Source organism: Hydrogenophaga taeniospiralis, assembly GCF_020510445.1.
Taxonomy (GTDB): domain Bacteria; phylum Pseudomonadota; class Gammaproteobacteria; order Burkholderiales; family Burkholderiaceae_C; genus Hydrogenophaga.
Window position 1 is genome coordinate 929244 of record NZ_JAHBAG010000001.1, and the last position, 20179, is coordinate 949422.

General features: G+C 68.4%; 22 protein-coding genes and 1 pseudogene. 19 read left to right on the plus strand and 4 right to left on the minus strand.

What is annotated here, in order from left to right; all coding sequences use genetic code 11:
• Positions 1–12 precede the first annotated feature (12 nt).
• From metH to KIH07_RS04530, 4 genes and pseudogenes are all read left to right on the plus strand, one after another.
• Positions 13–2826, plus strand: coding sequence for a methionine synthase (gene metH / locus KIH07_RS04515; RefSeq protein WP_226490834.1), 2814 nt, complete (start codon positions 13–15; stop codon positions 2824–2826).
• Between the two features lie 98 nt (positions 2827–2924).
• Positions 2925–3092, plus strand: a pseudogene (locus tag KIH07_RS25520) (double zinc ribbon domain-containing protein); the annotation flags it as partial.
• Between the two features lie 12 nt (positions 3093–3104).
• A complete protein-coding gene (locus tag KIH07_RS04525; RefSeq protein WP_226494825.1) occupies positions 3105–3815 on the plus strand; it encodes a hypothetical protein in 711 nt (236 codons plus the stop codon).
• A gap of 158 nt (positions 3816–3973) precedes the next feature.
• Entirely contained in the window at positions 3974–4393 is a 420-nt protein-coding gene (locus tag KIH07_RS04530) for a hypothetical protein (protein WP_226490835.1), read from the plus strand.
• 49 nt (positions 4394–4442) lie between these two features.
• Here the strand turns inward: KIH07_RS04530 and KIH07_RS04535 are convergent, their stop codons facing one another.
• The 3 genes from KIH07_RS04535 to KIH07_RS04545 all read right to left on the minus strand — a co-directional run bounded on the left by KIH07_RS04535 (position 4443) and on the right by KIH07_RS04545 (position 6351).
• On the minus strand, positions 4443–5360 hold the full coding sequence (locus KIH07_RS04535) for a D-hexose-6-phosphate mutarotase (RefSeq protein ID WP_226490836.1): 918 nt from the start codon (positions 5358–5360) through the stop codon (positions 4443–4445).
• Between the two features lie 55 nt (positions 5361–5415).
• Positions 5416–5985, minus strand: coding sequence for a chalcone isomerase family protein (locus KIH07_RS04540; protein WP_226490837.1), 570 nt, complete (start codon positions 5983–5985; stop codon positions 5416–5418).
• Between the two features lie 90 nt (positions 5986–6075).
• Complete coding sequence (locus KIH07_RS04545) at positions 6076–6351, minus strand: DUF2164 domain-containing protein (protein WP_226490838.1); 276 nt, start codon at positions 6349–6351, stop codon at positions 6076–6078.
• A gap of 182 nt (positions 6352–6533) precedes the next feature.
• Between KIH07_RS04545 and KIH07_RS25525 the strand changes: the two genes are divergently transcribed.
• Positions 6534–6944, plus strand: coding sequence for a double zinc ribbon domain-containing protein (locus KIH07_RS25525; protein ID WP_226490839.1), 411 nt, complete (start codon positions 6534–6536; stop codon positions 6942–6944).
• Here the strand turns inward: KIH07_RS25525 and KIH07_RS04555 are convergent.
• The gene (locus KIH07_RS04555) at positions 6933–8492 is read right to left on the minus strand and encodes a YifB family Mg chelatase-like AAA ATPase (RefSeq protein ID WP_226490840.1); all 1560 of its coding nucleotides are present in this window, start codon (positions 8490–8492) and stop codon (positions 6933–6935) included. The genes KIH07_RS25525 and KIH07_RS04555 overlap by 12 nt on opposite strands.
• A gap of 383 nt (positions 8493–8875) precedes the next feature.
• Here KIH07_RS04555 and glnK point away from each other — a divergent pair, with 383 nt between their 5' ends.
• From glnK to KIH07_RS04625, 14 genes are all read left to right on the plus strand, one after another.
• A complete protein-coding gene (gene glnK, locus KIH07_RS04560; protein WP_056264790.1) occupies positions 8876–9214 on the plus strand; it encodes a P-II family nitrogen regulator in 339 nt (112 codons plus the stop codon).
• A 30-nt stretch (positions 9215–9244) separates the two neighbouring features.
• Positions 9245–10819 carry an ammonium transporter gene (gene amt / locus KIH07_RS04565; protein WP_226490841.1) on the plus strand — a complete coding sequence of 525 codons (1575 nt, stop codon included), beginning with the start codon at positions 9245–9247 and terminating at the stop codon, positions 10817–10819.
• Between the two features lie 161 nt (positions 10820–10980).
• Positions 10981–11235: a hypothetical protein gene (locus KIH07_RS04570; protein WP_226490842.1), complete on the plus strand. Its 255-nt coding sequence runs from the start codon at positions 10981–10983 to the stop codon at positions 11233–11235.
• Between the two features lie 80 nt (positions 11236–11315).
• Positions 11316–12449, plus strand: a complete 1134-nt coding sequence (gene glcE, locus KIH07_RS04575) for a glycolate oxidase subunit GlcE (protein WP_226490843.1) — start codon at positions 11316–11318, stop codon at positions 12447–12449.
• Between the two features lie 64 nt (positions 12450–12513).
• A complete protein-coding gene (locus tag KIH07_RS04580) occupies positions 12514–12768 on the plus strand; it encodes a type II toxin-antitoxin system Phd/YefM family antitoxin (protein WP_264181794.1) in 255 nt (84 codons plus the stop codon).
• Positions 12769–12874: 106 nt separating this feature from the next.
• Positions 12875–14506, plus strand: coding sequence for a pentapeptide repeat-containing protein (locus KIH07_RS04585; RefSeq protein WP_226490844.1), 1632 nt, complete (start codon positions 12875–12877; stop codon positions 14504–14506).
• Between the two features lie 14 nt (positions 14507–14520).
• Positions 14521–15774, plus strand: coding sequence for a glycolate oxidase subunit GlcF (gene glcF / locus KIH07_RS04590; protein ID WP_226490845.1), 1254 nt, complete (start codon positions 14521–14523; stop codon positions 15772–15774).
• Between the two features lie 158 nt (positions 15775–15932).
• Positions 15933–16349 (plus strand): DUF3597 domain-containing protein, encoded by a 417-nt coding sequence (locus KIH07_RS04595; protein ID WP_226490846.1) that lies wholly within the window; start codon positions 15933–15935, stop codon positions 16347–16349.
• A gap of 18 nt (positions 16350–16367) precedes the next feature.
• Positions 16368–16760 carry a CidA/LrgA family protein gene (locus KIH07_RS04600; RefSeq protein ID WP_226490847.1) on the plus strand — a complete coding sequence of 131 codons (393 nt, stop codon included), beginning with the start codon at positions 16368–16370 and terminating at the stop codon, positions 16758–16760.
• Positions 16757–17515, plus strand: a complete 759-nt coding sequence (locus KIH07_RS04605; RefSeq protein ID WP_226490848.1) for an LrgB family protein — start codon at positions 16757–16759, stop codon at positions 17513–17515. The genes KIH07_RS04600 and KIH07_RS04605 overlap by 4 nt, the downstream gene beginning before the upstream one ends.
• A gap of 105 nt (positions 17516–17620) precedes the next feature.
• Positions 17621–17998 (plus strand): VOC family protein, encoded by a 378-nt coding sequence (locus KIH07_RS04610; protein WP_226490849.1) that lies wholly within the window; start codon positions 17621–17623, stop codon positions 17996–17998.
• Positions 17999–18157: 159 nt separating this feature from the next.
• A complete protein-coding gene (locus KIH07_RS04615) occupies positions 18158–18640 on the plus strand; it encodes an EVE domain-containing protein (RefSeq protein ID WP_226490850.1) in 483 nt (160 codons plus the stop codon).
• Positions 18641–18854: 214 nt separating this feature from the next.
• Positions 18855–19460 carry a DUF6151 family protein gene (locus KIH07_RS04620; protein ID WP_226490851.1) on the plus strand — a complete coding sequence of 202 codons (606 nt, stop codon included), beginning with the start codon at positions 18855–18857 and terminating at the stop codon, positions 19458–19460.
• 5 nt (positions 19461–19465) lie between these two features.
• A complete protein-coding gene (locus KIH07_RS04625; protein ID WP_226490852.1) occupies positions 19466–20176 on the plus strand; it encodes a helix-turn-helix transcriptional regulator in 711 nt (236 codons plus the stop codon).
• The last annotated feature ends 3 nt before the right edge of the window (positions 20177–20179 follow it).

The following is a 20179-nucleotide window of genomic DNA, read 5'->3' on the forward strand; positions in this document are numbered from 1 at the left end:
CTGGTGAGCCTCATGTCCGTTGTTTCCGATTCCACCGTTTCCGCCCCGTCCCACGCCGCCGCCGTGCCGCCCATGCTGCTGTCCGGCCTGGAGCCGCTGCGCATTGGCGCAGGCAGCCTGTTCGTGAACGTGGGCGAACGCACCAACGTCACCGGCTCCAAGGCCTTCGCCCGCATGATCCTGAACGGCGAGTACGAGCAGGCGCTGGCCGTGGCGCGCCAGCAGGTGGAGAACGGCGCGCAGGTGATCGACATCAACATGGACGAGGCCATGCTCGACAGCAAGGCCGCGATGGTGAAGTTCCTGAACCTGATCGCGGGCGAGCCCGACATCGCGCGCGTGCCGGTGATGGTGGACAGCTCCAAGTGGGAGGTGATCGAAGCCGGCCTGCGCTGCGTGCAGGGCAAGGGCGTCGTCAACTCGATCAGCATGAAAGAAGGCGTGGACGAGTTCAAGCGCCAGGCGCGGCTGGTGAAGCGCTACGGCGCGGCGGCCGTGGTGATGGCCTTCGACGAAAAGGGCCAGGCCGACACCTACGAGCGCAAGGTCGAGATCTGCGAGCGCGCCTACCGCATCCTGGTGGACGAGGTGGGCTTCCCGCCCGAAGACATCATCTTCGACCCCAACATCTTCGCCATCGCCACCGGCATCGAAGAGCACAACAACTACGCGGTCGATTTCATCAACGCCACGCGCTGGATCAAGCAGCACCTGCCGGGCGCCAAGGTGAGCGGCGGCGTGTCCAACGTGTCGTTCAGCTTCCGCGGCAACGACCCGGTGCGCGAGGCGATCCACACCGTGTTCCTGTACCACGCGATCCAGGCCGGCATGGACATGGGCATCGTCAACGCGGGCATGGTGGGCGTGTACGACGAGCTGGAGCCTGAACTGCGCGAGCGTGTTGAGGACGTGGTGCTGAACCGCCGCCCAGACGCCGGCGAGCGCCTGGTGGAGGTGGCCGAGACCGCCAAGAGCGGTGCCAAGGACGAGAGCAAGAAGAACGAGTGGCGTGCGCTGCCGATCCGCGAGCGCCTGAGCCACGCGCTGGTGCGCGGCATGAACGAGTTCATCAGCGAAGACACCGAAGAGATGTGGCGCGAGATCGAGCGCGAGGGCGGGCGCCCGCTCAACGTGATCGAAGGCCCGCTGATGGACGGCATGAACGTGGTCGGCGACCTGTTTGGCCAGGGCAAGATGTTCCTGCCCCAGGTGGTGAAGAGCGCGCGCGTGATGAAGCAGGCCGTGGCCCACCTGCTGCCCTACATCGAGGCAGAGAAACTGGCGCAGCAGGCCGCGGGCGCGGACGTGAAACCCAAGGGCAAGATCGTGATCGCCACGGTGAAAGGCGACGTGCACGACATCGGCAAGAACATCGTCACCGTGGTCTTGCAGTGCAACAACTTCGAGGTGGTGAACATGGGCGTGATGGTGCCCTGCCACGAGATCCTGGCCAAGGCCAAGGAAGAGGGCGCCGACATCGTGGGCCTGTCCGGCCTGATCACGCCCAGCCTGGAAGAGATGCAGTACGTGGCCGGCGAGATGCAGAAGGACCCGCACTTCCGCGAGAAGGGCATTCCGCTGCTGATCGGCGGCGCCACCACCAGCCGCGTGCACACGGCGGTGAAGATTTCGCCGCACTACGAGGGCCCGGTGGTCTACGTGCCCGACGCCTCGCGCAGCGTGAGCGTGGCGCAGAGCCTGATCGGCGACAGCCGGGTGAAGTACATCGCCGAGCTCAACGCCGACTACCACCGAGTGCGCACCCAGCACGCCAACAAGAAGCAGGTGCCGCTGTGGCCGCTGGCCCAGGCCCGCGCCAACAAGTGGCTGCCCGCCTTGCCCCCTCTCCCGCAGGCGGGAGAGGGCAGGGGTGAGGGTGCCTCCGAATCCGCCTGGGCCAGCTACCAACCCACCCAGCCGAAATTCATCGGCAAGCGCCAGTTCAAGAACTTCGACCTCGCCGAGATCGCGAAATACATCGACTGGGGCCCGTTCTTCCAGACCTGGGACCTCGCCGGCCCCTACCCCGCGATCCTGAGCGACGAGGTGGTGGGCGAGCAGGCCACCAAGGTGTTCGCCGATGCGCAGGCCATGCTCAAGAAGATCATCGAAGGCCGCTGGCTCAGCGCCAACGGCGTGATCGGCCTGTACCCGGCCAACACGGTGAACGACGACGACATCGAGCTCTACACCGACGAGAGCCGCAGCCAGGTGGCGCTCACCTGGCACGGCCTGCGCCAGCAGACCGAGAAGCAGGAGGTGGACGGCGTGCTGCGCCCCAGCCGCTGCCTGGCCGATTTCGTGGCGCCCAAGGGGGTCGCCAACGACTATGTGGGCCTGTTCGCCGTCACCGCCGGCCTGGGCGCCGACAAGAAGGAGCGGCAGTTCCTGGACGCCAACGACGACTACTCGGCCATCCTGTTCAAGTCGCTCGCCGACCGCCTGGCCGAAGCCTTCGCCGAGTGCCTGCACCACCGCGTGCGCACCGACCTCTGGGGCTACGCGGCCGACGAGGCGCTCAGCAGCGAAGACCTCATCAAAGAGAAATACCAGGGCATCCGCCCCGCGCCGGGCTACCCGGCCTGCCCCGACCATTCGGTCAAGCGCGCCATGTTCGCGCTGCTGCAGGCCGACGAGATCGGCATGGCGCTGACCGAAAGCCTGGCCATGACGCCCGCGGCCAGCGTGAGCGGCTTCTACCTGAGCCACCCGGACAGCAGCTACTTCAACGTCGGCAAGATCGGGGAAGACCAGGTGCAGGACCTGGCCGAGCGCAGCGGCGTGGCCGCCAGCGAACTGCGGCGCTGGCTCGGGCCCAACTTGTAACCGTTTGTATGGGAGATTCCCCCGCTCGACCACCTGCGGGGACACAGCATCGGCGCACTGTGCTAGAAAGTGCCCAGACTTCAAGTGACGGGTAGATCATGGCGGTGTGCAAGGCTTGCGGAACAGAAAACAGGAACAAGGCGAAGTTCTGCAGGGGCTGCGCTGCGCCATTGCCGCCAGAGGCCGCGTCGACGCGCGGCGGCGCGCTTCCAGAACACATCTGCCCGACCTGCAAGGTGCGCAACCCGGCCAAAGCCCGGTTCTGCCAGGCCTGCGGCGTGCCCCTGGTTCCGCCGTCGGTGGCCTACCACCCCATGCCCGAGCTACCCGGGAGCGGCACCCGCCAGCGCGCAGGCGTTTTGCTGGTGGGGGTCGTGCTGGTGCTGGCGAGCCTTGGGACCTGGTGGAAACTGAGCAACACCGGCGACCCGGCCTCGCTGGCCGCCACGCCCGAGGCCACAGTGCCCGCCGCTTCCGCGAACGAACCGGCGCCGCCCGCCCCGGTGCCCGCCCCCGAACCGGCCGTGCCGGACCTCGCCACGGCCTCAACGGCGCCGGGCAGCGAGACGCATCTCTCGGAGGCCGAGCGCCTGCGCCTGTCGCTGGAGCGCCTGGAGCGCGAGGACCAGGCCCGCTCCGCCGCGCTGGAGCAGCAGCGCGCGGCCATGGCGGCGGAACAGCGGCGGCGCGCCGAGCAGGCCCGGCGCCGCGCCGAAGCCACCGCAGCGGCGGCCGCGTCCCCGACGCCTGCGCCGGCACCGTCGCCGCAACCCGCCACGGCGACACCGGCCGAGGCGAAAACCGAAACCACTCCGCCGCCTGCGGCGTCCGCCGCCACGGTGGAGCTGGCCTGCGCCGGCAGCACCAACTTCTTCGCGCGCGACCTGTGCCGCATCCGCGAGTGCCGCAAGCCGTCTTTCGCCCGCGACCCGATCTGCGTCCGGTTCCGCGAAATGGAAGAGGCGAGCCGCCGCAAGCTGGACAACTGATCGCCCCGCAAAGCGCGGCTGGCGGCGCGGGCCGTTCGCGCCGAACGGGTCCGTGATGTCCCTCCCCCCGGGGCGGGCGCCCCGATTGGGCTTGTGGTGTGGGCCCGAATCGCTACCATGCAGCTGTCCACAACGGACAAGACCAGGGAGGTCAAGCGATGAAAAAGAGCATGGTGATCGGGGCCGCGTTGCTGTGGTTCGCGGCGGTGGCCCGCGCGGCCACGCCCACGGAGCAGATGGAAGGCTTCCTGCTCCAGCTGGATCAACAGGGGGTGGAGCCGGCGGTGCAGGCGTTTTTCCGGCCCAGCCCGGGGGCCAGCGTGGCCATGCCGCAGATCCTGATGATGCAGCAGCAGCTCAAGACCGTGCTGCCCACGCTGGGCACCGCGAGCGGTTTCGAGAAGGTGCGGGAATGGAGCCTCGCCCCCTCTCTCATGCGCCTGATGTACCTGGGCAAATACCCGCAGACGCCGCTGATCTGGAGCGCCTATTTCTACAAGAGCAGCGACGGCCAGTGGTGGCCGGCCCGGCTCGACATCAGCACCGATCTGAACAAGGCCCTGGACGGGGTGAACTGAGGGGGCTGGAAGGCCTTCGTTCCGCCTCCGATTCCTTGCACCACCGCGTTCAGCCCGGTCCGGCCTGCCAGCCGATCTCGGCCACCAGCCGGTGTTCGCCACCCGGGGGCACCGTCACCGCGTCGTCCGCCACGTTGGCGGTTTCCACGCAGACGAAGCGCTGGTATTCGTCGTCCGCCAGATCGGCCATGCCGGCCGCCAGGGTGGCCCCGGGGTTCCACACCACGGCGCTGCGGCTGCCTTCGCTGCGGATGCGCAGCGTGCGTTGCCCGGCACCGTCCTGTACGCTCAACGCGGCGGGGGCGCCGGTGTAGATGCGGTCCACCTCGGACGTGAACGTGACCGCGCCGACCTGCTGCCGCAACGCGCCCGAGGCGCCGGCCGCCTTGTCGATGCAGTGGCAGCCGTCCAGCCCGGCCACGGTGGTCTGCGCCAGTTCGCCCACCGCCAGGTAGCTGTGCAGCGCCTGGGCGATGGTGAACGGCTGGCCGCCGGTGTTGCGGGTCAGCAGTGCCAGCCGCAGGCTCGGGCCGACGGTGATCTCCAGCATCAGCTGAAAACCGTGCGGCCAGATCGCCCGGGTGTCGGGTGTGTCCGTCAGCGCCAGCGCGATGCGCGTGGCGCCGTCGGGCAGGGCGGTGGTGCCAGCGACCGACCACAGCCTTGTGCGCGCGAAACCGTGGTTGGGCCGGCCCAGGCCCTCGGGGTCGGGGCCAAACCAGGGCCAGCACACCGGGACGCCGCCCCGGATCGCCGTGCCCACCTGGTACCTGGCGCGCTCGCTCACGAACAGCAGGTCGGCGCTGGCCGTGTGCGGGCGGAACCGCAGCACCTGGCCGCCGTGCAGGGACACCTGCGCGCTGGCGTGCGCGTTGTGGACCTCGATCAGCGGCAGGCCGCCTGGCCCGGCGATGAAGGCCAGTTGATCGGGGATGGCGTGGGCGGCGTTCAGGTGGTCGAGTGTCATGGGAGTCCCTGGGGGGCGGAAGCGGCCGGCATGCGCCACCGCTCGAAGCTGGCGCTCAGTTGCCGAGCAGGCCTTCCTTCAGACGCATGTCGACCGGGTCGTTGCCCAGCCAGATGCGCAGCACCATCTGGAAAAACTCCGCGTCGTCGATGGCATCGCCCTGGGCCACACCCTGGATGAAGAACTGCGTGCCCTTGCCCGGGACGAACTCCATGGCAAAGGTGTGGCCCTCGTCCACATGGCTCTTGCCCGAAAAGATGTCGATCAGGCGCGTGGTCGAGAGCGTGTGCTTGCGCATCAGCTCGGGCGGGTTGTTGTCCTTCAGGCCGCGCAGGAAGGCCAGGCCCAGGTCGGTGCCCGAGACCTTGCGCTGCGCCACGAAGCTCAGCTTCTTCGGGCCGGGCAGCGCCAGCACCGCCTCGGAGGTCTTCGCGGTGGCGGGCAGGTACATCGCCATGTCGTACACCTTGAAGATCGCCTTGTAGCGCGTGCCGGTGCCGTTCATCACCAGCGTGCTGCCCGCCAGGACGGTGGTTTTTTCAAAGGCGGTGGCCGCGCCGGAAACGCTGGTGGCGGCGAGCAGCGCCGTGGCCAGTATCAGCTGGGGCAGGGAAGAGGGCTTCATCGGTTTGTCTCCGTTGTTGTGGTGGGTTTCTGGGGGTGAAGTATGGGCAGTGCGGGCGCCCGCTCGGTGCCCAGGCGCCGCCGTTGGGCGTCAGCCGCGGCCGCGGGGCGGGCGGCTGGCCGCCTTCCAGTAGCCGAACTCGTCCTCGTGCACCTCGATGTCCAGCTCCTGCACCCGGCCCAGCAGGCGCTCCTGCGCGTCGGCCACGGCCCGGTTGTAGATGCTCGGGCCGATCTCCTTCAGAAAGAAGTTCAGCAGCCCGCCCGCGGCCACGTTGCCGATGGGCTCGTCCATGTGTTCGCGGAAATAGCGCTCGATGGAGGTGGTGGCCTGCTGGCGGGCTTCTTTGGAGAGTTCGATGCTCATGGTGGTCGGGTCCGGGTGGCGTGCGGGTTCCGAGTATCCCGCTTTGGTTCTCCTTTTTGGCGCCGTCCGCGGGCGTTTCAACCGCCCATCCCGGCGCCACGCCCGCCTGCGGGCCGGCGGCGGGTCGCGGCGCCGGGCGGTGCTAGAAACCCTGCAGGAACGGTTCAAACGACAGGTGATTCATGGCGGTGTGTGCAGCATGTGGGGCTGAAAACGGGGACAGAGCGCGGTTCTGCCAAGGTTGCGGGACCCCGCTGGGGGCCAAGCCCTCGGCCCCACGCCACGAGCCCCAGGCCCCCACCCAGGCCGCGGGGCTGTTGCAGACCTGCCCGGCCTGCCAGTCCAAGAACCCGTTGGCCGCCACGGCCTGCCGGACCTGCCGCGCCTCCCTGCTCCCCGCGCTGGCGACGCCCAGCCGCAAGGCCGCGCCTGTGGCCCGGGGGCCGAACGCCGGCCGGCTCGTGTTGGTGGGCCTCGTGCTGGCGAGCGCCGCGGCGGGCGGCTGGTGGTTCGGCACGAACCGCGAGAAAGCCGCGCCGGCAACGCCGAGGGTGGCGGTCGTGGCGCCGGACGCGGGGCCCTCAACCCCCTGACCGCAGCGCCCGCCGGTACTGCACCGCTTCGGCCACGTGGCCCACCCCCACCAGATCGCTGCCCGCCAGGTCGGCGATGGTGCGCGCCACGCGCAGGGCGCGGTGGGTGCTGCGTGCGCTCCAGCCCAGCCGGGCGGCGGCGGTGTTGAGGAACTTGAGGGCGGTGGCGTCGGCCTGCAGGTGTTCGTCCAGCGCCGCGCCCGCCAGCGCCTGGTTGGTGTGGCCCTGGCGCTGCTGGGCGCGGTCGCGCGCGGTCTGCACCCGTTCGCGCACCGTTTCGCTGCTCTCGCCCAGCGCGCCGTGCAGCAGGTCGTCGCTGGGCAGGGCCGGCACTTCCACGTGCAGGTCGATGCGGTCGAGCAGCGGGCCGCTGAGCTTGCCCTGGTAGCGCGAGATCTGGTCGGGCGTGTCGCGGCAGGCCCGGGTGGGGTGGCCCAGAAAGCCGCAGGGGCAGGGGTTCATGGCGGCCACGAGCTGGAAGCGCGCCGGGAACTCGCTTTGCATGGCGGCCCGCGAGATGCGGATGTGGCCGCTCTCCAGCGGCTCGCGCAGGGCTTCCAGCGCGGCGCGGGGAAACTCCGGCAATTCGTCCAGAAACAACACGCCGTGGTGCGCCAGCGAGATTTCCCCCGGCCGCGGCGGTGAACCGCCGCCCACCAGCGCCACCGCGCTGGCCGTGTGGTGGGGCGAACAGGTGGGGCGTTGGCCCCAGCGCGCCAGTGCGAAGCGCCCGGCCAGCGAGGCCACGGCGGCCGATTCGAGGGCTTCGCGGGTGCTCATGGGCGGCAGCAGACCGGCAAAACGCTGCGCCAGCATGGACTTGCCCGAGCCCGGCGGCCCCACCATGAGCACGCTGTGGCCCCCGGCGGCGGCGATCTCCAGCGCGCGCTTGGCCGCGGCCTGGCCTTTCACGTCCGCCAGATCGGCGTAGCCCGGGCTCTGGCCCACCTCGGTCGGCAGCAGCCGGGCCCAGCCGTCGTCGTCGGCGGGCGCTGGTTCTCCGGTGGCGGCGCCCTCGGGCAGGAACTGGCGCACCACGTCCAGCAGGTGGCGCGCCCGGTAGACCTGGGCCTGCGGCACCAGCGCGGCCTCTACGGCGCTGTCGGGCGGCAGCACCAGGCGGGCCGGTGGGACATCGGCGGTTTGTGCACCACCATGGAGCGCCAGGCTCATGGCCAGCGCGCCACGTACCGGGCGCAATTCGCCGCCCAGCGAGAGCTCGCCGGCGAATTCCCAGCCGGCCAGGCGCGTGGCGCTGATCTGGCCGCTGGCGGCCAGGATGCCCAGCGCGATCGGCAGGTCAAAACGGCCCGAGTCCTTGGGCAGGTCGGCCGGCGCGAGGTTGACGGTGATGCGCTTGGTCGAGGGGAATTCCAGCCCCGCGTTGGCGATGGCCGAGCGCACCCGCTCGCGCGCTTCCTTCACCTCGGTATCGGCCAGGCCCACCAGCGTGAAGCTGGGCAGGCCATTGGCCAGGTGGACTTCCACACAGACCGGGTGGGCTTCCAGGCCCAGCAGTGCACGGCTGTGCACCAATGACAGACTCATTGCGATTTCCTCCCTGTTTCGGTGCACTTCATGCCCTGTTCATCAGGGAAAACCCGCTGATGGCGATGCACAACCTTGGTGCTTGCGCTGTTCGAGTGACAGTTCGCGCGCAAACACGCGCTTTCATCATGGCACAGGCGCCGCCGCACCGCCGCGCCGAGCCCGTCGGACGCGGTGTTTTCGCGACAGCCCGCCGGCCCGGGTGGGCTCGCGCTTGGCACGTTCCGTGCTTGGGGCTGTAAGCGATTGAATCAAAGGCGTGGAGTTCCCACGAAACAGTCCGCATCCAAAGTGGTGTCAGCCCTCCCGGCCGGCATTGCCCGTGTCACCCCCGGTGTCGGCCACCCGGTCTGAGCACCCTGTACTAGTAGAGGAATCACAGCATGAAAATGGTTTCAGCCATCATCAAGCCGTTCAAGCTGGACGAAGTGCGCGAAGCGCTCTCCGGCATGGGCGTGCAAGGCATCACCGTCACCGAAGTCAAGGGCTTCGGCCGCCAGAAGGGCCACACCGAGCTGTACCGCGGCGCGGAATACGTGGTCGATTTCCTGCCCAAGGTCAAGATCGAAGCCGCCGTCTCCGACGACCTGGTGGACCGCGTGATCGAGGCCATCGAAGGCGCCGCCCGCACCGGCAAGATCGGCGACGGCAAGATTTTCGTCACCTCCCTCGAACAGGTGGTTCGCATCCGCACCGGCGAGACCGGCAAGGAAGCGCTCTGATCAACGAGCAGCACAAGAAAGATCACGCACATGAAAAAACTACTTGCAACCCTGTTGCTGGGCGCGGGCCTGGCATTCGGCGGACTTAACGCCCTGGCGCAAACCACCGAAGCACCGGCCGCTGCCGCGGCGCCCGCCGCCGACGCAGCAGCGGCTCCGGCCGCACCGGCTGCCGACGCTGCCGCTGCACCGGCCGCCGCACCCGAAGCTCCGGCCGCTGCCGTGGCGGCGCCTGCCGAAGCCGCCCCTGCGGAAGCCGCACCGGCCCCGGTGCCCAACAAGGGCGACACCGCCTGGATGATGGTCGCCACCCTGCTGGTCATTCTCATGACCGTGCCGGGCCTGGCCCTGTTCTACGGCGGCCTGGTGCGCAGCAAGAACATGCTGTCGGTGCTGATGCAAGTCATGGTGACCTTCTCGATGATCGTGGTGCTGTGGGTCGTGTACGGCTACAGCCTGGCGTTCACCGAAGGCAACGCATTCATCGGCGGCTTTGACCGGCTGCTCCTCAGCGGTGTCTGGGACAACGTGGCCGGCACCTTCGGCAACGCGGCCACCTTCAGCAAGGGCGTCGTGATCCCCGAGATCGTGTTCGCCGCTTTCCAGGCCACCTTCGCCGGCATCACCTGTGCCCTGATCGTCGGCGCTTTCGCCGAGCGCATCAAATTCAGCGCCGTGCTGTTGTTCACCGCCATCTGGTTCACCTTCAGCTACGCCCCGATCGCCCACATGGTCTGGTTCTGGATGGGCCCCGACGCCTACTCCAGCGCTGAGGTGGCCGGCGACATGACGGCCAAGGCCGGCTACATCTGGCAAATGGGCGCGCTGGACTTCGCCGGCGGTACCGTGGTGCACATCAACGCCGCCGTCGCTGGTCTGGTCGGTGCCTACATGGTCGGCAAGCGCATCGGTTACGGCAAGGAAGCCATGGCGCCTCACAGCCTGACGCTGACCATGGTCGGTGCCTCGCTGCTGTGGGTGGGCTGGTTCGGTTTCAACGCCGGCTCCGCCCTGGAAGCCAACGGCTACGCTGCCCTGGCCTTCATCAACACCTTCATCGCCACGGCCGCTGCCGTGCTCGCCTGGTGCATCGGTGAAGCGCTGGCCAAAGGCAAGGCGTCCATGCTGGGTGCCGCTTCCGGTGCTGTCGCTGGCCTGGTGGCCATCACCCCCGCGGCCGGCAACGTCGGCGTGGGCGGCGCGTTGATCATCGGTTTCATCGCCGGCTTCGCCTGCCTGTGGGGCGTGACCGGTCTGAAGAAGATGCTGGGCGCGGACGACTCGCTCGACGTGTTCGGCGTGCACGGCGTGGGCGGCATCATCGGCGCCCTGCTGACCGGCGTGTTCAACTCCCCCAACCTGGGTGGCCCGAGCGCCGTGGCCGACTGGACCACGGTGGCCATGATCGCCCCCGATGCCTACACCATCGCCGGCCAGGTCTGGATCCAGGCCAAGGCCGTGCTGATCACCATCGTGTGGTCGGGTGTGGTCTCCGTCATCGCCTTCAAGATCGTCGACCTGACCGTGGGCCTGCGTGTGACCGAAGAGCAGGAACGCGAAGGTCTGGACATTTCTTCCCACGGCGAGACCGCGTACAACCGCTGAGCCTGAGCGCTCCCCGGGGTGCTGCTGACAACAGCGCACCCCCCATTTTCTGAGTTTCCTTTGGATGTTCACCCCGCGATGCCGCACGGCACGCGGGGTTTTTTTATGGACGCTGCGTATGATCGCCGCCGGACATCCATCACAACATTCAGGAGGAAACCATGTCCCAGGCATTCCCGCGCGCCATGGCGCGCCCGCTCGTCGCCGCCGCACTGCTCGGGGCCTTGGCCCTACCCGGTTCGACGGCCTTCGCCGCCAGCGCCACCCCATCGGACACCGGGGGCAAAAAAGTGCCCACCAAGGTCACCTTCATCAACGCGCCCTCCAGCGAAACCCCCGCCGCGCGGGAAAAGCGCCTGCGGCGTGAGTGCAAGGGCCGGCCCAACGCGGGCGCGTGCCTCGGGTATACGCGGTAGGTACCCGCTTGCCGCGGTGCGGCGCATTTGCAGCGAGGCGTGCAAAAAATTCAACGGCCGTGCGGAGGGCGGCCGCTACCATGGCAGCCATGACCTCCAGCCCCAACGACTCCCCGCGCGACCTGATCCAGCAGGTGCTGGCCGCGGCCGCCGCCCACCGGCCCCTGCGCATCACCGGCGGCGACACCAAGGCCTTTTACGGCCAGCCTACCGAGGGTGAGACCCTGTCCACCACCGGCTGGCGCGGCATCGTCAGCCACGAGCCGAGCGAGCTCGTCGTCACCGTGCGCGCCGGCACGCCGCTGGCCGAGCTGGAAGCCGCGCTGGCCGAACAAGGCCAGTGCCTGCCCTTCGATCCACCACGCTTCGGCGCCGCGTCCACCATCGGCGGCGTGGTGGCGGCGGGCCTGGCCGGTCCGGCCCGCGCCACGGCCGGCGGTGTGCGCGACTTCCTGCTCGGCCTCCAGTTCATCAACGGCCGCGGCGAGTGGCTCACCTTTGGCGGCCAGGTCATGAAAAACGTGGCCGGCTACGACGTCAGTCGCGTGATGGCCGGCGCCATGGGCACGCTCGGCGTCATCACCGACATCAGCCTCAAGGTGCTGCCGGTGGCGCCGGCCGAGGCCACGCTCGTGTTTTCCATGGGCCAGCACGACGCGCTCGAACAGCTGCACCGCTGGGGCGGCCAGCCTCTCCCCTTGAATGCCAGCTGCTGGGTCCGTGACACAACAGCCAGCGATGCGCCCGAACTGCTGTTCCTGCGCCTGCGCGGCGCGGTGGCGGCGGTGGAAGCCGCCTGCGAGCGCCTGGCGCGCGAAGCCGGCGGGCAGCGCATGGACAACGCCCAGGCCGGACCCGACTGGGCCGCCTGCCGCGACCAGACCCTGCCGTTTTTCACGGCGCCATCGGCGGACCTCTGCCTGTGGCGACTCTCGGTGCCGCAGACCGCGCCGGTCCTTGCGCTGCCGTATGCGCCGCTGATCGAATGGCAGGGCGCGCAGCGCTGGCTGTGGGCGCCGGCCTCGGCCGCCGCCGAGATCCGCAGCGCCGCCACCGCGGTGAACGGCCACGCCACCCTGTTCCGAGCCGGGGCCGACGGCGCCCCCGGCGTGCCGCGCTTCGACCGCGAGAGCCCCACCCTGGCGGCGATCACGCAGCGCCTGCGCGCCGAGTTCGATCCCGCGGGCATCTTCAACCCGGGCCGAATGGGCTGATTTCGCAGGGCATCCACGCGAGCACATCGCCTATTGCTGCCCTCACATTTCAACGGAGTGTTTCATGGAAGTCGTAGAGGACATCGAAGCAAGCGCCAACTTGGCTCGCCTAATCGACAAAGTCAACGAAGACCACGAGCCTGTCCTCATCACCAGCCGGGGTGGTAAACCCGCCGTGCTCGTGAGCCTGGACGACTTCAACGCCTGGCAGGGAACGGCGCATCTGATGCGCTCACCCGCCAACCGGCGCGTGCTTCGTGAGGCCATGGATGAGCTGGACGCTGGTGGCGGCACCGAGCAGACTTTGCGGGAACCTTGAGCGCCCATGCAGCAAAGCATCTGTTCTTGTCATCACCGGGGCGCGCTGTCAACCGCCTGCGCGGAGACATCTCTGAAATCGCGGCACGGCAACATCACTGCGGCGAATGATGGACAACGAAATGGTTGAACCACGTACCTACAGCGGCAACGGACATGACGCGATCATTGCCGACCCGGGCAACATCACGCGGGAGGAGTGCTTGGCATTAGCTCAGTGTGGGGCGGATGCTTGGAATGCCTGGCGCAATGAATTTCCAACAAGGGGCGGATGGAGTGCTCCATATAAAAATTACGCAAACTTCTCCGAGCAAGATTTCACCGTGGAGTTTGTTGATTTCGGAAAATTCCAATTTGGTCACGGCGCCAGTTTCAGTGATGCCAAGTTTTTTCAAGCCCTTTTTGCCGAGGCTGAGTTCGGACGCGATACCCGCTTCATAGGAGCTCAATTCGAGGGGTGGGTGTCGTTTGAAGGGGCAAAGTTCGGAACTGACGCGGGTTTTGATCGATGCAGGTTCGGTGCCTCGACCACATTCGAAGAATGCCAATTTGATTCAAGAGCCACATTTGTCGGCGCAACGTTTGATGAAGCGCTCAACATGCGAGGTGTGGTGTTCGGTGACGAGACGAATTTTGATTGGGCGCGTTTCGGGCATCGAGCGTCCTTTGTTGGCGCCCTTTTTGTCGGGAATGCCACCTTTGTCGCTACCACCATTGGTTTCGAGGCTGACTTCTCCGGCCTCATGGTCGGTGGATCACTTTCGTTTGAGGCGACGATATTCGAAGGGCAGACCAGCTTTCAGGCGCTGTCATGGGGTGCCTTAAATCATGAGTCGAGGGCAAGCAGTCTTCTAGAGGAATTGGCCAAAGATCGGCAGGCGAGTCCTTGGGTGTTCAAGGCCATCAGCTTTCAAGGCGCGCGTTTTGAAGGGAGCGTTGACTTTTCAGACCGACACTTTGAAGGCGTCACGGAGTTCTCCAAGACCCGGTTCGAAACTGACGCACCCTTCTTGATGGAGGACTGCCTTCCGAGCCGGGTATGCAAGGAATTGATTCCTAGCGAAGGTGGACAGATGCGCCTTCCGAAAGGCAGGCATGTCGAGTTCGCGATGGTTCCGGAGTTCTTTCAGTGCAAGCTGCATCAGAACTCCAGTTTCGAGGGGGCCGTATTTCCCGCCGCCCAAGGAACAGAAGACGCTGCGCGTGCCTATCGGGTACTTAAGCAGGCGTTTTCGGCACAGCAAGCCACCCGTGAGGAGCAGCGCTTCTTTCGACTCGAAATGGCCGAAGAGGCGTTGATTGCTTGGCCGTTGTGGGCCTTGTTGTCCGCGTGGTGGGAGCTGCGAAAGCAGGGGCTGCAAGCGGAGATGCCGACACCGCGCTTTCTCTACAGGCTCTATGCCGGTATTTCCAATTTCGGCTTCAGCACCGCACGACCGGCTGGGCTGTTTCTTCTAGCGGTGCTGTTGGCGACTGCGGCGTATGGGTCACAGGCCGGGCTGGTTTTTTGCTGGCCATCAGAAGGGGATGGCTGCCGCATGGCAGGGCCCTTGATCCAGTTCGCCGCCGCCCATGCGCTTCCCGGTTTCGAAAAGCTGGCCGAACCCGCGAGCAACGCGCTGTTCGGCAAGAACCTTGGTGTCTGGACCGTGCTCACCGTGGTGCTGCACAAGGCCGTTTCCATCCTCGCGCTGTTCCTCATCGGCCTCGCCCTGCGCAACCTCTTCAAGATGAAATAACCGGACGCCGGGACATGCAAACCAACCTCTCCCCCGAATACCAGCAGCGCGCCGATGGCCGCGCGGCCGAGGCCATCCTGCGCAAGTGTGTGCACTGCGGTTTCTGCACCGCCACCTGCCCCACGTACCAGTTGCTCGGCGACGAGCTGGACGGGCCGCGTGGGCGCATCTACCTGATGAAGCAGGTGCTTGAAGGCGCAGAGCCCACGCGCAAGACGCAGCTGCACCTGGACCGCTGCCTCACCTGTCGCAACTGCGAAAGCACCTGCCCGAGTGGCGTGGACTACGGCCACCTGATCGACATCGGCCGCAAGATCGTGGACGAAAAGGTGCCGCGCCCGGCGGGCGAGACGGCGGTGCGCTGGCTGCTCAAGGAGGGGCTGACCTCGCCGGCCTTTGGCCCCGCGATGAAGCTCGGCCAGCTGGTGCGCGAACTGCTGCCGGCCTCGCTGAAGAACAAGGTGCCGGCGAAGCAGAACGCCGGGCGCTGGCCGACGCAGACGCATGCGCGCAAGGTGCTGATGCTCGCGGGCTGCGTGCAGCCGGCGATGATGCCCAACATCAACACGGCGACCGCGCGCGTGCTCGACGCCGCCGGCATCCAGACCGTGATCGCGCCCGAGGCGGGTTGCTGCGGCGCGGTGAAGTTCCATTTGAACGACCAGGACGGCGGACGGGCCCAGATGCGCGCCAACATCGACGCCTGGTGGCCGCACATCCAGGCCGGCGAAGGGGCGGGCGCCCCCGCCGGGGTCGAGGCCATCGTCATGAACGCCTCGGGCTGCGGTGTCACGGTCAAGGAGTACGGCCACATCCTGGCCGACGACCCGGCCTACGCGGACAAGGCCGCGCGCATCAGCGCGCTCACGAAAGACCTGAGCGAACTGCTGCCCGCGCTGGTGCCGGTGCTGCGGCCTAAGCTGGCGCGACAACCCGACGCGGACCAGCTGATCGCATTCCACCCGCCCTGCACACTGCAACACGGCCAGCGGTTGAAGGGCGGTGTCGAGCAGCACCTGGCCGCGTTGGGCTTCACGGTGCAGGTGGCGAAGAACGAGGCCCACCTGTGCTGCGGCTCGGCCGGCACGTATTCGGTGCTCAACCCCACGCTGTCCCACCAGCTGCGCGACCGCAAGCTCGGCCACCTCGGCGAGCTGCGGCCGGCGGTGATCGCCAGCGCCAACATCGGCTGCATCACCCACCTGCAGAGCGGCACGGCCACGCCGGTGCGGCACTGGGTCGAGCTGCTGGATGACGCGCTGGCCTGACACCGGGCGGCACTTTCGCACGCCGGGGCGCGGCCACCGCGCCGTGGGCGCTCACCGAATGTCACGGTGATGGAATGCGCAGGCTATAAGCTGGGGGCGCGGCGCCGTCGGCGTCCGGTGCCGCGCATTCTGTTCACGACGCCATCGGAGGATTGACCATGGGTTTCTTCAGCAACATCCTGGAAAAGCTGGGCATGAAAGAGGCGGCCGCAGCGCCCGTCATCACACCGCCTCCCGCCGCCGCCGCGCCGACGCCCGCCGCAGCCCCCGCCCCGGTGGCGGCCGCCCCGGCCGAGCCCGTGGTCAATCCCATCGCCATGGTGGACGTGGTCGCCCTGCTGACGGAGAAGGCCGCCCACCACCCGGAAAAGCTCAACTGGAAAACCTCCATCGTCGACCTGCTCAAGCTGCTGGGCCTGGACAGCAGCCTGGCCGCCCGCAAGGAGCTGGCCAAGGAGCTCTACTGCCCCGACGACAAGATGGCCGACTCGACCCAGATGAACATGTGGCTGCACAAGAACGTGCTGGGCCACATCGCGGCCAACGGCGGCAACATCCCCAAAGAGCTGCTCTGATGCGCGGATGAACCGCGGATGATCCCCGCGCTCGCCACCCTGCTCGTGTTCCAGTTGCTGGGCGAGGTGCTGGTGCGCGCGCTGGCGGCGCCCGTGCCGGGCCCGGTGGTGGGCATGGCGCTGCTGCTGCTTGCGCTGGTGGCGCGGCCTGCGTTGCTCACCGGCCTGAAGCCCACCGCGCAGACCCTGCTGCAACACCTCTCGCTGCTGTTCGTGCCCGCGGGCGTGGGCGTCATGCTGCACCTGCAGCGCCTGGGCGACGAGGCGCTGGCCATCGGTGTGGCGCTGGTGCTCAGCACGCTCGTGGGCCTGGCCAGCGCGGCGCTCACCATGGCCTGGCTGATGAAGCGCAGCGCGCCGCCACCGCCGCCGCGCCCGCCCGCAGGTCCCCACCCGGAGCAGGCGCCATGAACGAAGGCCTGCCGCTGGCCAGCGCCGCCGCGGGGCGGCTGGCCGATGTCTGGGTGTACCTCTCGGCCACACCGCTGCTGGGGCTCACGGTCACGCTGCTGGTGTACCAGGGCGCGTTCCTGCTGTACCGGCGCAGCGGTTTTCATCCGCTGGCCAACCCGGTGGCCACGTCGGTGATCGTGCTGGGCGCCCTGCTGTGGGCCACGTCCACGCCTTACGCCACCTACTTCGAGGGCGCGCAGTTCGTGCACTTCCTGCTCGGGCCGGCCACCGTGGCGCTGGCCGTGCCGCTGTTTGAACAGCTCGCGCGCGTGAAGCGCCTGTGGCTGCCCATGGCGGGGGCGCTGGTGGTGGGCACGCTCTGCGCCACCGTCACGGCCGTTGGCGTGGGCTGGGCCCTGGGCGCGTCCAGGGCCACCATCGCCTCGCTCGCGCCCAAGTCGGTCACGGCGCCGGTGGCCATGGGCATCTCGGAAAAGATCGGTGGCCTGCCCACGCTGACGGCCGTGCTGGTGGTGTGCACCGGCGTGCTCGGCGCGGCCAGCGCGCGCTACGTGCTGGACGCGCTGCGCATCCAGGACCCCTCGGTGCGGGGCTTCGCGCTGGGCGCCGCGGCGCACGGCATCGGCACCGCGCGGGCCTTTCTGGTGAGCGAAGAGACGGGCGCCTTCGCCGGCCTGGCCATGGGCCTCACGGCGCTGTTCAGCGCGGCGGCGCTGCCGCTGGTGGCAGGCTGGTTGCTGCGCTGGATCTGAGCCCGCCCAAGCCGTTTCGAGCGGCTGTGACAGCCTGCTGACACAGCGTTGTCAGCAGGGGGTCCACAGAATGCGGGGCTTGTTCAACAACCCCTGGAGATCGATATGGCACACGCCCTGAACTGGTTTGAAATTCCCGTCGCCGACATGGACCGCGCCCTGCGCTTTTACGCCTCGCTCACCGGCCGCGCGCTGCGCCGCGAGGCCTTCGGCGGGCCGGGCGAGGAGCTGGGTGTCTTTGAAGTGGCTGGCGAACAGGACGTCAAAGGCGCCCTGATGAAACACCCCGACTTCAAACCCGCCGCCAGCGGCACCCTGGTGTACCTGAACGCCGCACCCTCGCTCGACGCCTGGCTGGCGCGGGTGCCTGCCGCCGGCGGCAGCATCGCCCAGCCCAAGGTAACGCTGCCCGACGGCATGGGGGTCTTCGCCCACATCATCGACAGCGAAGGCAACCGCGTCGGCCTGCACGCCATGGCCTGAAGTGAAACACCCCCCGCGCCGCTTCGCGTCCCCCCTCCAGCGGGGCGGCACTGGCCGTCTGGCAAAGCCAGCCCGGCGGTGCCCTGGGCTGTACCCTTTCAGGCGTCTGGGCGGCGCTTCGGCGCCATGAAAGTGGAGACCTCTGTGCATAGAAACTTCATGAGTCCTCATGAGCACCAGCCCCGCCACTGGATCGCGGTCGCCAGCGCCGAACACGCGCTGCGCGGGCGCGACCACGCACCCGTGGGGTTCATGCAGGTCTGCCACGGAAAATGCGCGCCGCTCAAGCGGCTGCGCGCCGGCGATGTGGTGGCCTACTACGCACCCGCCCAGACCATGGACGGCAAAGACCGGCTGCAGAGTTTCGTGAGCATCGGTGTGGTGCAGGTGGGTGAGCCCTACGCGTTCGACATGGGCGGCGGCTTCGTGCCGCACCGCCGCGATGTGCGCTACGTGAGCGCGCAGCCCGCACCCATCGCGCCCTTGCTCGACGAATTCGAATTCGTCGAGGACCGGCAGCGCTGGGGCCACAAGTTCCGCTTCGGCCTGTTCGAGGTGTGTTCGGACGACATGCGGCGAATCGCTCGGGCCATGCGCGCGGATCTGGCGCCCCTGGGCCTGGCACAGGCTGAGAGGCTGTGAGTCTTTCGCTCATGCCCGCTCACCACCCCAAAACGCACCCGCTAGTCTCTGCAAACGCGCGCCATAGCCAGCTATGGCTGTGCTTTGCGCCTTGATCGGGCACGTTTTGGGGCGTTGCTCGGACACGCCCGAAAAACTCTCAGCCTCTGAGGCGACCGCACAATAAGCGCCACCCGCCACCCGCCACCCGCCACCCGCCACTCCCGGAGCCACCATGCCCCCTGCCGTCCATCCCCTGCGTTGCCGTTGCGGCGCGCTGCAAGGCCACGTCGAACTGAACGGTCGCAGCAACCGCATGGTCTGCTATTGCCAGGACTGCCAGGCCTTTGCGCGGTTTCTGGGGCCGGCCGACCAGGTGCTCGACGCGCAAGGCGGTTCGGACGTGGTGCAGCTCGCGCCGCACCGCATCAAGATCACCCAGGGCGCGGCGCAGCTGGCGGTGATGCGCCTGTCCGACCAGGGCATGTTGCGCTGGTACGCCGCCTGTTGCCGCACTCCCGTGGGCAACACTCTGACGAGCCGCAACATGCCCTTCACCGGCCTGCTGGCGCAGTGCCTGGACAGCGCGCCGCTGGAGCCCGCGTTCGGCCCGGTGCGGGCGAGCGCCAACACCGCGAGCGCGACCGGCGAGCCCAAGCCCCGGGCGTTCGGCATGGCCGGTGCGCTGTTGTGCATCCTGGGCCTGGTGTTGCACAGCCGCCTTTCGGGCCGCTACAAGGACACCCCGTTCTTCACCGCCTCCGGGGCGCCGGTGGCCGAGCCCAGGGTGCTCTCCGCCGAAGAGCGCGCGCGCCTGCGGCCCACGCCGGGCCAGGGCTGAGCACCATGCGGCGTGCCGACCGCCTCTTTGCCCTGGTGCAGCTGATCCGCGGCCGGCGTCTGTCCACCGCCGCCTGGCTGGCGCAGCGGCTGGAGGTGTCGCCGCGCACGGTGTACCGCGACGTGGCCGACCTGCAGGTGCAGGGCGTGCCCATCGAGGGCGAGGCCGGCGTGGGCTACCGCTTCGGGCGCGGCTTCGATCTGCCGCCGCTCATGTTCACGGCCGACGAGGCCCGCGCGCTGGCCGTGGCCACGCGCATCGCCCAGCAGTGGCTGGACCCGGCGCTGGCGCTGGCCGCGGGCGACGCCATGTCGCGCGTGTTGTCGGTGCTGCCCGGGGTGGTGCGCACCGAGGTGGAGAAGATGCCGCTGCTGGTGCCGCCGCTGGGGCTCAAGCCCGCTGTGGCCCGGGCGCTGCAGGTGCTGCGCGAGGCCGCGCAGACGCGCACGGTGCTCGAACTCGACTACCTCGACGTGAACGGGCAGCCCAGCACCCGCGCCGTGCGGCCGCTGGGCTGTTTCTTCTGGGGCAAGGTGTGGACGCTGGCGGCCTGGTGCGAAACCCGGCAGGCCTTTCGCAGCTTCCGGGCCGACCGCATCCAGGGCGTGCGCGCGCTGCCGCGCCGTTTTGTGGACGAGCCGGGCAAGACGCTGGCCGACCTGCTGCGGCAGGTGCAGGCCGAGAACGGGCGAGAGGGCAAGGGCTGCCCGCTGTAGCGC